This is a genomic window from Chloracidobacterium sp., from assembly GCA_025057975.1.
Taxonomy (GTDB): Bacteria; Acidobacteriota; Blastocatellia; order Chloracidobacteriales; family Chloracidobacteriaceae; genus Chloracidobacterium.
This window is the reverse complement of the sequence record JANWUV010000016.1, coordinates 1-12,836: the sequence shown is the minus strand read 5'-3', so window position 1 is coordinate 12,836 and position 12,836 is coordinate 1. Positions and strand designations below refer to the sequence as shown.

Genomic DNA, 12,836 nt, shown 5'->3' with positions numbered 1-12,836 from the left:
ACCCTTTTGCGGCTGATTACCTCAACCCGCTTCACACTACAGAGAGGAGTCCTCTAGGCATGTCGACACGACATCACTACGCTCTTTCTTGGCTGCCGCGGCTCGCCCTGCTGCTGGCGCTTTTGGCTGGGAGTTTCATCCCCAGCTGGGCGCAATCAGGGACAACTGGCATTGCCGGTACGATCAAAGACGAACAAGGGCGCGTCATCGCCGGCGCGACCGTTACACTTACCGATGTTGACCGTGGTACGTCCCGCAGCCAGTCCACCGACAACAACGGCGCTTATAGCTTCAGCAACCTGACGACCGGACGCTACAACCTGACCATTGAAGCCAACGGTTTCAAAAAGAAAGTCGTCGAGAACATTCAAGGCCTTGTGGACAAAACCACGGACGTTTCCGTGGCGCTCGAAGTCGGCGGCGCGGATGAGGTCGTCACGGTTTCCGCCAATTCGCTGGAAGCCGTCATCAACACACAAAACGCCAGCCTCGGCAACAACTTCGTCGAGCAGCAAATCAAGCAACTGCCGCTGGAAGGGCGCAACGTCGCGGCGTTGTTGAGTCTGCAACCGGGCGTGACGGCGGATGGCTACGTTGCGGGTGGCCGCAGCGACCAGGCCAACATCACGCTCGACGGCGTGGATGTCAACGACCAAGTCAACGGCTTTGCCTTTACGCCCGTGCTGCGCGTGACGCCCGACTCGGTCAGCGAGTTTCGCGTCACCACCGTCAACGCCGACGCCAATCAGGGTCGGTCATCCGGCGCGCAGATTTCGCTCGTCACCAAGAGCGGGACAAACGAGTACCACGGCACGCTGTTTCACTTCCACCGCAACACCGTCACCTCGGCCAACGACTTTTTCAACAACTTGGCCGGCACGCCGCGGCCGCAGCTCATCCGCAACCAGTTCGGCGGCGCGATTGGCGGCCCGGTCGTCAAGGATCGCTTTTTCTTCTTCTTCACCTATGAAGGGTTACGGCTGGCGCAAGGGACGCCGGTCACGCGGCTCGTCCCACGTCCCACCATGGGTCAGGGAACGCTGCGCTTCATCAATCCGAGCGGCGGCGTCACGACGCTGACGCGCCCGCAGTTGGAAGCCATCTTCCCGGCGGTCGGTCTCAATCCCATCACGTTGCAACTCATGGCGCAGGCGGCGCAGCGGTATCCGGTCAACAACGACCAGGTGGGCGACGGCCTCAACACCGGTGGGTTCACCTTCAACGCGCCGCTACCGGTCCGGCAAAACACCAGTATTGCCCGGCTGGATTGGAACGTGGACCGCCAGAACAAGCACGTCCTGTCGGCGCGGCTCAACTACCAATATGACAACAGCGCCCGTGCGCCGCAGCAGTTCCCCGATACGCCGACGCCGACCGCTTGGGAGCATCCGACAGGGCTGGCGGTAAGCCACACGTGGACGATTTCCAGCAACAAAATCAACGTTTTCCGGTTCGGCATCACGCGCAACGCCTTCACCTTGGGCGGTGACTCCAACCAGAACTCCCTCAACCTGCGCGACGTATTTCAGCCCTTCGCCTTTTCGCGGTCGTTGTCGCGGGTGTCCCCGGTGTACAACTTCGTAAACGACTTTACGCTCATCAAAGGCGGTCACTCGTTCCAGTTCGGCGGCAATGTCCGCATCATTCGCAACAAGGTGCTCAACTCGGCGAGGTCGTTCGACAGCATTGTGGCCAACTTCTCGTTCTACCAGCAAAGCGGCGCGGTGCTGTCCAACCCGATTATCGCGGCTGGTTTTCCAATCAGCCCCGGCTTCCGCAGCCCTGTGCAGGTCGCCATGTCGGCGCTCATCGGGCGTGCGTCGCAGTACTCAGCCAATTTCAACTTCACCCGCGACGGCTCATTGCTCAACAGCGGCGTACCGATTCGACGCGATGTGGCGACCGAAGAATACGAAGGCTACTTTCAGGATACGTGGCGTATCCGGCCGAACCTCACCTTCACGTACGGGATTCGCTACAGCGTTAGCCGTCCGGTCTATGAGCAGAACGGTCTTCAGGCGCGCACGACCATTCCGCTCGGCGAGTACTTTCAGGGACGCCTGCGCGGGATGGAAACTGGCGTTCCGTTCAACGAACCCATCGTGGTGGATTTGGCCGGTCCCGCCAACGGCAAGCCCGGCAACTATGAAACTGACTGGAACAACTGGCAGCCCCGGTTCGCCGTTGCGTGGTCGCCCCGCGCCGAAGGCGGTTTCTGGAAGCGGCTTCTGGGTAGGGAAGGCGACACCATCCTGCGCGGCGGCTATGGTTTGGTCAACGACTACTACGGTACGCAGATCGCCTTCCAGTTTGACAACAACAACACGCTCGGTTTTTCGTCACAGTCGTTGACGCCGGCCAACTCATTCAACGTCACGACACGCCCTGCGCCGCTTATCACCGGTGTCGGCCAGCAGGTGCGCGGCTTGCCGCTCATCACGATCCCGGGACAGTTGACGTTTCCACGGCAGCAGCCGGCTTCGTTCCGCCGGATTCAAGCCATTGAGCAGTCGCTTGACGCGACGGTGCGCGCGCCCTACAACCACGTCTTCAACGTAACGATTGGGCGCAAGCTGCCGGCCGGCCTCTACGTTGAAGCGTCTTACATCGGTCGCATCGGGCGGAACTTGCTGGCGACACGCGACATTGTGGCGCTCAACAACTTGCGCGATCCGCAGTCAGGCCAAGACTGGTACACCGTGGCCGGTATCCTCGCTGACCTACGCGACCGGAACGCGCCGCTGTCGGCTGTCCCGAACCTCGCCTACTTCACAAATCTCTTCCGTGGAGTTGACCTCATTGGGGCGCTGGGCGATTTCTTTGTCGGCGACGAGGACGCTTTTCGCGGGATGACGCCGACGCAGGCGGTTTACGCTTCCATTGCGCGCATTCCCATTCCCGGCATCGGCGTCATTGACGGCATCGCCGGTAGTGACTGGACAACGCTCCAGTTGGCGTTGGATTACGCCAACTTCTTCTTCCGCACCGACGGCCGGCCCGGCGCGCCGATCTTCTTCCAACCGCAGTACGGGACACTCTCAGCGTGGGGCAGCATTGCCACGTCGGATTACCACGGCTTTACGCTTTCGGTTCGGCAACGCTACAAGGATCAACTGACGTGGGACTTCAACTATACGCTGTCCAAGTCGCTGGACACAGCGTCGGGTCTCCAGCGGTTCGGGCAGTTCGGCAGCGCGTTTATCCTCAATCCAATTCGGCCGCGCGACAACCGGTCATTTTCAGATTTTGACACACGCCACATCATCAACTTCAACGCCATCTGGGACATCCCTGTGGGACGCGGACGCACCTATGCTTCCGACATTCCGCGCTGGGCGGATGCCTTTATTGGCGGCTGGCAGTTGACGACGATTTTCCGGTGGAATTCGGGCCTGCCGGTGGACGCCCCGTTTGATGGGCGGCGATGGGCGACAAACTGGAATGTCCAGAGCAACGGCGTTCCTATTCGTCCGATTTCGTCCTCGCCGACGCGCAACGGCGCGGACGGGCGGCCGAACCTGTTCCGCGATCCAGTGGCGGCGTCGCAGTCGTTCCGCAATCCCCGTGCAGGTGAAACCGGCGGGCGGAACATCCTACGCGATCCCGGCTTCGTGTCACTGGATTTTGGGTTAGGCAAGTACTTCCGCATGCCGTGGAGTGAAAAGCAAACACTGCTGTTCCGGTGGGAAGTCTTCAACGCCACTAACACGGCGTGTCTGACCGGCGCGCAGACGGTCAACTTCCAGATTCCGCAGGATTCGACCACAAGCCAGCCGGGACCCGGCTTTGGGCGCTTTACGGCGACACAAGGGCCGCCCCGTGTGATGCAGTTCGCGCTGCGCTACACCTTCTAAACCACGGTAAACGCTGGGGCTATAACGGCGATGGGCGATCCGCCCATCGCCTTTGTTGCTTGCTCCGCCAGAGTCCGGCCGACTTTTGACTTGCGTCGCCAAAAAGCGTAAGTTCCCGCCTGTCAACACCCCTCGATTCGGCTTTGCATGGGTTTGTCCGATGTCTTTGCCGGAGAGCACGCCGCTGGTCGCACCGCCTGACCCCGCCGCGGACAGTCCCGACGACCTCAGCGATTTGCCAGCCGACCAGCGCGAGGTTCTCGCGGCGCTTGAAGCTGACGCCGCGCCGCCGGGCGCTTCTCCCCGTGACCGTTCCGCCGATATTGCGCTTGTTGCTCGCTGCCGCGCCGGTGACGCCGCCGCTTGGGAATGCCTCGTCCGGCAGTACTCTCGCCGGATTTATCATCTAGCCTACAAGTTTGTCGGACGCCACGAACAAGCTGAAGACCTGACTCAGGAAGTGTTCCTCAAAATCTATCGCTCGCTTGACCAGTACAATCCTGACGTGGGCGATCTGCCCAACTGGATATTTCGCTTAGCGCGCAACCTTATCATCGACGACTATCGCCGCCGTCAACGGCAGCCGGTGGAAAGCAGTGAAGACATTGAGGCGCATGTCCACCGCCTGCACAGCCGCACTGACCACCCACAGCGCACCATCGAGCGTAAGGAGCAGTCTTTACAAATCATGCAGGCGATTGAAAAACTTTCCCCCGACTTGCGCCAGTGCGTCATCATGCGCGACATCGAGGAAATGACTTATCAGGAAATCGTTGAAAAGCTCCAGATTCCCGAAGGCACGGTCAAGTCGCGCATCAATCGCGGACGTATCGAACTGGCGCGCATCCTGCGCCGCATGAAAGTCGTCGGGATGTGACTTCATTCCCGACCTGCCTCAGAACGTCATGGAAGAAAATGAATACACTCGGCAACGCCGCCGGAACTTAGCCGACATTATGGCGCTTGGGTTTCCGGCTTATCCGGCCGGCTACCGCCGGACGCACAGCATCGCCGACATTGTGGCGATTTACGGCGCGCATACCGCCGATGCGTTGGACGCCGCCGCCGTTACTGTTCGGGTCGCCGGCCGCATTCAGGCGGTCAATGTCATGGGCAAGGCCGCTTTTATTCGCTTCACCGACGGCGCAGCGACGCTTCAGGCCTACCTACGGAAAAACGACCTGCCAGAGAACGAATGGCTGCTTTTCAAACGGTTGGATTTGGGCGACTTCATCGGCGTCGCCGGTAGGCTCTTTCGCACGAGAACCGGCGAACTGTCGGTGCATACCGAGCAACTGACCTTCCTGACCAAAGCCATTATTCCGCCGCCAGACAAGCACTACGGGTTGCACGACATCGAGTTGCGCTACCGGCGGCGCTACGCCGATCTGATTGCCAACCGCGACGTACGGGCGGTGTTCGTCAAGCGGGCGAAAATCATCCAGGCCGTGCGGCGATTCTTCGACGCGCGCGGCTACCTCGAAGTCGAAACGCCCATGTTGCACCCTATCGCGTCGGGCGCAACGGCGCGGCCGTTTGTGACGCACCACAACGCGCTCGACATGCCGCTTTACGCGCGCATTGCGCCAGAGCTGTACCTCAAGCGGCTTATCGTCGGCGGCTTTGAAAAGGTCTATGAAATCAACCGCAACTTCCGCAACGAAGGGCTTTCGACGCGCCACAACCCGGAGTTCACCATGCTGGAATTCTACGAGGCCTACGCGACGTACGAAGACCTCATGACGCTGACTGAAGAGCTTTTCACGGAAGTTGTCGCGCAAACTTGTGAAACCGAGACTATCACTTACGGTGAAGCGACCATTTCCTTCGCCCGTCCGTGGCGACGGATGACGATGCAGGAAGCCATCGTAACGTACTGGCCGGCCGACAATCCCCCAACCGTCGCCGAGTTGAACGATTTGGCGGGCGTCAACCGCGCCCTTGAGCGTCTCAAGTTGCCGGTCGCGCCGCACATCGGCTACGGCAAACGTCTGGGCGAACTCTTCGAGCACGTCGCCGAACCGAACCTGATTCAACCAACCTTCATCACACGCTTTCCGACCGAACTCAGTCCGCTGGCGCGGCATGCCGACGACGACCCAAACTTTGTTGACCGCTTTGAACTCTTTATCGGCGGGATGGAGTGCGCCAACGCCTTTTCCGAACTCAACGACCCTGACGAACAACGACGGCGCTTTGAGCAACAACTGGCGGCGCGGGCCGGCGGCGACGACGAAGCGATGCCGCTGGATGAAGACTTCATTCGGGCGCTCGCCTATGGGATGCCGCCGACCGCCGGAGAAGGGGTTGGGATTGACCGACTGGTTATGCTGCTGACGAACCAACGTTCGATTCGGGACGTGATTCTGTTTCCGCTTCTGCGTCCAGAAGCCCCTTTAGCGGAAGCGCCGTCGGCGACAGTCCCTTGAGGGAAAATTCTGCAACGTGCAGGGCGATTTGTCTGACCAAACGCGGCGTCAGACGGCGCTCGCCCGCCAGTTTGAGCGCAATGGGACGGCAAAAGTGTATATGCAAACACTGGCCGGCGATGCTCAGGGCGTGCAGCGCCACCGCTGTATCGTCCTTCAGGTCCGGCCGCGCCAAGCGGATCAGCGCTGTCAGAATTTCATACCGTGGCTGGATGAACTCCCGCACCACGATGTCGAGCGCGCCAGTTGGGTGCACCATCTCGTGCGACATCAGCGCCACCGAGTAGTCGGTTTCGCCGGGCTGGCCGTACAGGTGCGTGATAAACGTCATAATGAATCGCGCAATGCCTCGCCGGGCGGCTTCGGGCGTGCCGATGCGCTGCGCCGTACGCAGAATGTGGACGAAGCGCGGCGTCAAGTCTTTTGAGCGCCGCATCGCATAGCGCAGCGTTTCCAGGTACAGTTCTTCCTTGCTGTGAAAATGGTAGTTGACGGCGGCGATGTTAACGTTGGCTTCAGTCGCCAAGTCGCGGATGCTCGTACAGGAGAAGCCGCGTTCAGCGAACAGCCGCTCGGCGACGGTCAGCAAGCGGGTTTTGGCGTCGGCATCCCCTTCAGCGGCGCGCCGCCGCCGCCGCACCGGGGCCTCCAACGCAGGTGTGGGCGCTTGTGTTTCAGTCGGGGCAAGCTCAGTTCGGCTTCGGGTCCGTAGCTTCATGAAATGGGTGAACGCAATGTAGCAAGCAATGACAGTTTTTGCTGAAGCTTAGAATCAAGCAATCTGTCTCGGAGCTTTTCTGCAAATTCAAGTTCCCACCTAATTTGGGCATCCAGTTCTGCTTTGTGGGTGGCGTAGTAGTCCAAGGCGGCTTGGATTTGCTCCCGCGTCAGGTGGGGAAACTGGTAGGCCAGTTCCTCAGCATCCCACCCGTAGCACAGGTGTGGGAGAACCACTTCGGTGACTTTCGTATTAGCGCCGATGAGCCATGCGACCGGCGGCTCATTAGCTCTTGTCTGATTTCAATCTGCGGCGCTAATGGCGACATACAAACCTCGCTTTCTCCACATTGAGTGACTTACGATTGCGTCGGGAATGCTTCTCGGCGGGTGGAATCGGGCGCTTCGGCGGCGGGGCTGAGTCGCCAAGTCAGCAACCCGTGTCGGGTGATCATCAGCGCCCCGCCTGCGATCAGACAGAAGCCGTTGACGAACAGCGCCTGCGACGGCCCGAAGCGGTCGCCAATCCACCCAATCCCAATCGCAGCTATTGGTTGAAGACCAAACCCGACCATCAGCAAGATGCTCAGCAGTCGTCCGCGCATGTGCGCTGGCGCGAGCATTTGCGTCAAGCCGTTCGCTGTGGTGAAGATGAACGGCACGGTCAGTCCGGTCGCCACGATGCAGGCGACGGCGGCGGGCAATGTCCGACTCAGCGAGTTGCAAAGAATCATCGTGCCGGCCCAAACCGTGCAGCCCACGAGCGCCAGCCCGACGCGCGGCGTGGCGCGACTCAGATGCGTCACCAACAGCGAGCCGATAAACGCGCCGACGCCCGATGCGCCGAGCAGCCAGCCCAGCGTCCGCGAATCGCCGCCGAGGACGACCGTGGCTAGGGCCGGGTAAATCGTCAGGTTTGACAGCACAAAAAACGACGCCAGCGTGACAAAGGCCAGCAGGTCCAGCAAGCGCGGCTGACCACTCAAGTACCGCACGGCTTCAGTGAAGCCGCCTACCTGCCTGCCGGCGTCCGGCAGGCGCTCGGTGGCGGCAGCGCGAATCGCCAGCAAACCGGCAATGACGGCCAGAAAGCTGACGCCATTCATCCAGAAGGCTTCTGCGACGCCGATACGCGCAATCGCCCAGCCGGCCAGCGTCGGCCCGAACGTTCGGCCGAATTGCACAATCACACCGTTGAGCGCCAGCGCCTTACGAATCTCGGCCATGCCAACGAGGTCGCCAATGAACGCCTGCTGCGCAGGCATTTCCACCGCCGCCACAACGCCTAACAGGAACGAGAGTACGTAAACGTGCCAGAGCCGCACCACGCCCGTCTGGACAAGCAGCGCCAGTGCAAAAGCCAACAGCATGGCAGCGACCTGCGTGATGATGAGCAGCTTCCGGCGATCAAAGCGGTCGGCCGCCGCGCCAGCCCACGGCGCACAGAGCACCAGCGGTAGCGAACCCAGCAACGCGACGACGCCCTGCGCCTGCATTGAGCGGCTCAGTTCCCACACCACCCACGCTTGAGCGGTAATCTGCATCCACGTCCCCAACAGCGATACGGCTTGGCCGCCAAAGTAGATGCGGAAGGCGGATTGACGCAGGGGCGACCAGTCAGCCGCCCACTGCCGGAGCAAGGCTGGGCGCGGCATAGTCTCGACTGTCATGGCATCGGCTCCACGTCGGGGGCTCCCTCGTTCGGGTGAGCGCTGTCCGACGGCTTGATCGTCAGGCTGTTGACGTCTAGCGTTGTGGACATGGCCCGCTGGAGCGCCACCACCGCTTTGTTGTAGTCGGTCAGCGCCCGAATCTCGCGTCCGCGCGCCGCCGACAGGGCGTTTTGGCGATCAAGGACAAGGAAGTTGGTGGATTCGCCCACCTGATACCGCCGCATCTCGCTGGCGTATTGCGCTTCGGCGGCGGCGCGAGAAGCACGCGCCGCTTGGACACGCCGGAGCGCCGTTTGCACAGCCTGCAGGGCGTTGCGCACCTCGCTTTCAATCTGGGCTTCGACGCGCCGCCGCTGGGCGTCAAGCAACCGCTCCTGCGCTCTGGCCCGTCCCAGCGCGCTCTGGGCGACGCGGTTCGCTGGCGTAAAGCTGAAGTTCAGCCCGACGCGCACGTTATAAAAGTTTTTTGAAAACAGGTTTCCCAAGTTTTGACCGAAACCGCCGATGAAAAAGCCCGGCAGGCGCAACGTTGGCGGCGGGACGACGACGGGCGGCAGACCCGCCCCAGCCGACAGCGTATTTAGGCGGTTGAGAACAGCGGTGTTGAAGCCCTCACCGAAGGGATTGGCGCGAATCGGCAGGGGTGTACCGGCGGCGCTTTGCAGGCCATAGGCAGCAAAGAAGTCCACTTGGGGACGCAGCTGGTCGCGGAAAAACTGGATGTCAATCTCGTTGGCGGCTTTTTGGATGTCGAACTGCTCCATTTCGGGACGTTTAGCAAGCGCCGCCCGCACGGCGTCGTCCAACGACAGTGCCACCGGTTCTAAGTTGATCTGTTCGGTCGGGATAATGGCTTCCCCCCACAGCGGCGACTGGCGCTCGTTTAGGATCAACGCCTTGAGCGCGTTTTCCACGCGCGTCAGATTTTCAAGCGATTGTAAAAACTCCTCCTGACGTTGTTCAAGTTGAGCTTCAACCGCCACGACGTCCACCGGCGCGGCTGTGCCCGCTTCGACGAAACGGCGATTTTGCTCAAGCTGGATATTGGCGAGCGCCACCGCTTCGGCGCGGATTTCAACCTCGCGCCGCGCAAAGACCAAATCCCAGTAGGCCGACTGCACCTGCGCCACAATGTCAATGACGCGCTGACGGAACTGCGAATCGGAAAGCGTAAGACGTTTTTTGGCAAGCTCAATTTGCCTTCGTGCGTCGTCGGTGCGGAAGTTGCGCAACAGCGGCTGGGTAAAGGTAAAGGTCAGCTGCGACGTGTAAAGCGGGTTGAGGCCCGCGAAGACGTTTGTCGTATCCTGCCGGGCCGTTGTGAACTCCGCGCCTGCCCGGCCGCCCGTCATCAACGGCTTGGTAAAAGCGAAGATGTTTTGCGCTAGACGGGTCTCAACTGCGCCGTTTTCGTCCGCACCCGCAAAGGGGTTGAACGCCGGATTGCGCAGCGCCGCGTAGGTGAACTGGTTCGTCAGCGTCGCGTCAAAGAAGCCTTTGGCGCGGTTGACATCAAAGGCGGCCTGCTGAACGACGACGCGCTGAATTTCGATGTCGGGGTTAGCGCGCAGCGCCATCAGGACGGCGTCGCGCAACGCCAGCGGCCGACTCAGCCCCGGCAGGACGCCGACGCGCGGCTCGACAGCGACTCGGCGGCGCGCTTGCTCGGTCAAGTCTTGCTCTGACGCGGCGGACGACGAGTCGCCGGACTGGTCGGCCAGCCGGACGACGCCGGCGACAGCGTGCCGTGCCACACTATCCCTGTTAGGCGTGTCCTGCTGCGCCGAGACGAGGGACGCCGCCAACCCAATGACGACCGGCGCCGCCCACACCGACAGACGATACGTACGAATGTTCATAAGCTCACCATTTCAAGCGTTTGATTGAAACACTTGTTTGAAAGGTGTGTTTCTATGCCGCCATCAGCCGGCCCGTCAAGGGAAACGTCCCGGCTTCGCGCCCTCGATTTGACTAGGCGGTCTGACCTGCCAAGGCGCGAACGTGGTACACTGGCGTCACGACGCCGTTGCGGTTTCCTCAGTCATATCTCGGAAAACTTTTTCCGTCGCGCCGACGTATCTTGCGGCAAAAGCGAGGCCAAATTTTCAATGCAGGGTATAGCCGGATATCTGTGGATAGTGTGGTTGACTGTTGCCGCTGCATGTGCGGCGGTGGAAGTTTTCACCATCAGCTTCATTGCTCTTTGGTTTGCGGTTGGGGCCGGCGCGGCGGCGCTGGCGGCGGCGCTAGGTTTTGGCGTTCCGGTTCAAATCCTCACCTTTATGGTGGTCTCAACCGCCCTGACGGTGAGTACGCGGCGGATTTTTCTGCGCTGGCTCAACCGTCCTGTTGCCGACACGTTGCCGTCTAACGACATCAGCCTGATTGGTAAGCGGGGCGTGGTCATTACAGAAAGCCGCGGCCCCCGCAGCGAAGCCGAACTTGAACTGGATGGCACGGTATGGACGGCGTTGCCCGTCAATGGTGAACCCCTAACCACCGGCGACGAGTGTGAAGTCATTCGGATTGAAGGCAATCAACTATACGTACGCCCAATTCAGCACATCCCAGACTGGAAAGCCGTCAAGCAACTTAACTGACGTGAATCGAGGTCTCTCACGCAACCCCAACGCCCATCCCGCTGAAGGAGTTGACTATGGAAGCGCTTTTGCTGTTCGGCCTGGTCGTTTTGGTGCTTTTCCTGATTGTTATTCTGGCGAAAGCCATCTGGATTGTCCCGCAAATGCAAGTGCTGGTTATCGAACGGCTGGGTAAATACGCCGGGATTCTCAGCAGCGGACTGCACGTACTCACGCCGTTCCTTGACGCCCCGCGTACGGTTAACTGGACGGGATTTCCCGCTGGAATGAAGTACATTGACCTCCGCGAACAGTACACCGACCTCCCTATGCAGCCGGTCATCACGAAAGACAACGTGACGGTCGGGGTGGATTCGGTCATTTACTGGCAGATTACCGACCCTTACAAGGCCGTTTACGAAGTTGCCGACCTAACTGGCGGCATCATGCAGTTGACCATCACAGCCATGCGCAGCGTGATGGGCGAAATGGACTTGGATGAAACGTTGTCTTCGCGCGACGTGATCAACAACAAGCTGCGGATGGTGATGGACGGCGCAACCAACAAGTGGGGCGTCAAGGTGACGCGCGTCGAAGTGCGCAATATCAATCCGCCGGAGGATGTGCGCGTCACGATGGAGAAGCAGATGACGGCTGAGCGCAACCGGCGCGCGATGGTGCTGCAAGCGGAGGGCGAACGGCAGGCGGCGATTACCCGTGCGGAAGGCGAGCGCGACGCAGCGATTGCGCGCGCCGAAGGCGAACGCCAGATGCAGATTCTCCGCGCGGAAGGCGCGGCGCAGGCCCGACTGCGTGCCGCTGAAGCGGAAGCAAAGTCCATTCAGATTGTGGCGCAGGCTCTGGCTGGTGTCGGAAATCCGGCCCACTACCTGATTATGGGGCGCTATATTGAGTCGCTGCGGGAGATGGCGCAGAGCCAGAACAGCAAAGTGGTCTTCATGCCGGTGGAGGCGTCGAACGTACTGTCGTCAGTGGGGATGTTCAAAGAGTTATTTGCCGACCGGCCGGTGACTGCCGCGCCCCCGCAGGCACCGCCGCCGCAGACGGCAGTCTCGGTCACAGCCCCAGCCGCCCCAGCCCGAACACCCATCCCAACCGCGCCGCCGCCGCAGTACGCGCCGCGGTAGCGCGCTCCCTGAAGACGACGTAGCGACGCAGCCCCTCGATTTGGCGTGCGGTGGCCCCCGCACGCCAAACACTTCTTGACGCTGCTCCCAGAGCAGGTATCGCTCCATCATTCTCGAAAGTCCTTCAGTCTGACGCTGAAGCGCGCGTCATCCGCTTATGCGGTCAAAGTTGACGCCTATCGGCGGAGCGCCTATGCCCTGACGCGACAGATTGCCGAGACCGCGCCGGAAGCCTGGACGCCCGAACTCCTTGACCTGCGCCAGCGGTGACTCGCCGAACGCGCCGTCCATATCTAGCGCGTGGATTTCCCCTAACCAAGAAAGTCACCAGATGAGCGACAACCTGACCCCCACAAGACCACGCAAAAAGTTGATTGAAGTTGCGTTGCCGCTGGACGCCGTCAATCGGGCGGCGGTGCGTGAAAAGTCCATTCGG

General features: G+C 60.8%; 9 protein-coding genes. 6 read left to right on the top strand and 3 right to left on the bottom strand.

The window, feature by feature from the left end:
• Positions 1-59 precede the first annotated feature (59 nt).
• From NZ585_13090 to lysS, 3 genes are all read left to right on the top strand, one after another.
• Positions 60-3,854 (top strand): carboxypeptidase-like regulatory domain-containing protein, encoded by a 3,795-nt coding sequence (locus NZ585_13090; GenBank protein MCS7080969.1) that lies wholly within the window; start codon positions 60-62, stop codon positions 3,852-3,854.
• Between the two features lie 160 nt (positions 3,855-4,014).
• Positions 4,015-4,731 carry a sigma-70 family RNA polymerase sigma factor gene (locus tag NZ585_13085; protein ID MCS7080968.1) on the top strand — a complete coding sequence of 239 codons (717 nt, stop codon included), beginning with the start codon at positions 4,015-4,017 and terminating at the stop codon, positions 4,729-4,731.
• Positions 4,732-4,759: 28 nt separating this feature from the next.
• The gene (gene lysS / locus NZ585_13080) at positions 4,760-6,283 is read left to right on the top strand and encodes a lysine--tRNA ligase (protein ID MCS7080967.1); all 1,524 of its coding nucleotides are present in this window, start codon (positions 4,760-4,762) and stop codon (positions 6,281-6,283) included.
• On the opposite strand, the gene NZ585_13075 is transcribed toward lysS, so the two are convergent.
• The 3 genes from NZ585_13075 to NZ585_13065 all read right to left on the bottom strand — a co-directional run bounded on the left by NZ585_13075 (position 6,180) and on the right by NZ585_13065 (position 10,532).
• Entirely contained in the window at positions 6,180-7,001 is an 822-nt protein-coding gene (locus tag NZ585_13075; GenBank protein MCS7080966.1) for a CerR family C-terminal domain-containing protein, read from the bottom strand. The two genes, lysS and NZ585_13075, sit on opposite strands and share 104 nt — an antisense overlap.
• Positions 7,002-7,359: 358 nt before the next feature.
• The gene (locus NZ585_13070) at positions 7,360-8,670 is read right to left on the bottom strand and encodes an MFS transporter (GenBank protein MCS7080965.1); all 1,311 of its coding nucleotides are present in this window, start codon (positions 8,668-8,670) and stop codon (positions 7,360-7,362) included.
• The gene (locus NZ585_13065) at positions 8,667-10,532 is read right to left on the bottom strand and encodes a TolC family protein (protein ID MCS7080964.1); all 1,866 of its coding nucleotides are present in this window, start codon (positions 10,530-10,532) and stop codon (positions 8,667-8,669) included. Before NZ585_13065 ends, NZ585_13070 begins: the two co-directional genes overlap by 4 nt.
• 285 nt (positions 10,533-10,817) lie before the next feature.
• Here NZ585_13065 and NZ585_13060 point away from each other — a divergent pair, with 285 nt between their 5' ends.
• The 3 genes from NZ585_13060 to NZ585_13050 are packed head-to-tail and all read left to right on the top strand — an operon-like array spanning position 10,818 to position 12,670.
• Positions 10,818-11,273, top strand: a complete 456-nt coding sequence (locus NZ585_13060) for an NfeD family protein (protein MCS7080963.1) — start codon at positions 10,818-10,820, stop codon at positions 11,271-11,273.
• A gap of 56 nt (positions 11,274-11,329) precedes the next feature.
• Positions 11,330-12,400 (top strand): SPFH/Band 7/PHB domain protein, encoded by a 1,071-nt coding sequence (locus tag NZ585_13055; GenBank protein MCS7080962.1) that lies wholly within the window; start codon positions 11,330-11,332, stop codon positions 12,398-12,400.
• Positions 12,401-12,445: 45 nt separating this feature from the next.
• Positions 12,446-12,670 carry a hypothetical protein gene (locus NZ585_13050; protein ID MCS7080961.1) on the top strand — a complete coding sequence of 75 codons (225 nt, stop codon included), beginning with the start codon at positions 12,446-12,448 and terminating at the stop codon, positions 12,668-12,670.
• Positions 12,671-12,836 lie beyond the last annotated feature (166 nt).

Excerpts from the sequence above, each read along its gene's own strand:
- NZ585_13090 (MCS7080969.1), top strand. The coding sequence starts at position 60 with ATGTCGACACGACATCACTACGCTCTTTCTTGGCTGCCGCGGCTCGCC.
- NZ585_13085 (MCS7080968.1), top strand. The coding sequence starts at position 4,015 with ATGTCTTTGCCGGAGAGCACGCCGCTGGTCGCACCGCCTGACCCCGCC.
- lysS (MCS7080967.1), top strand. The coding sequence starts at position 4,760 with ATGGAAGAAAATGAATACACTCGGCAACGCCGCCGGAACTTAGCCGAC.
- NZ585_13075 (MCS7080966.1), bottom strand. The coding sequence starts at position 7,001 with ATGAAGCTACGGACCCGAAGCCGAACTGAGCTTGCCCCGACTGAAACA.
- NZ585_13070 (MCS7080965.1), bottom strand. The coding sequence starts at position 8,670 with ATGACAGTCGAGACTATGCCGCGCCCAGCCTTGCTCCGGCAGTGGGCG.
- NZ585_13065 (MCS7080964.1), bottom strand. The coding sequence starts at position 10,532 with ATGAACATTCGTACGTATCGTCTGTCGGTGTGGGCGGCGCCGGTCGTC.
- NZ585_13055 (MCS7080962.1), top strand. The coding sequence starts at position 11,330 with ATGGAAGCGCTTTTGCTGTTCGGCCTGGTCGTTTTGGTGCTTTTCCTG.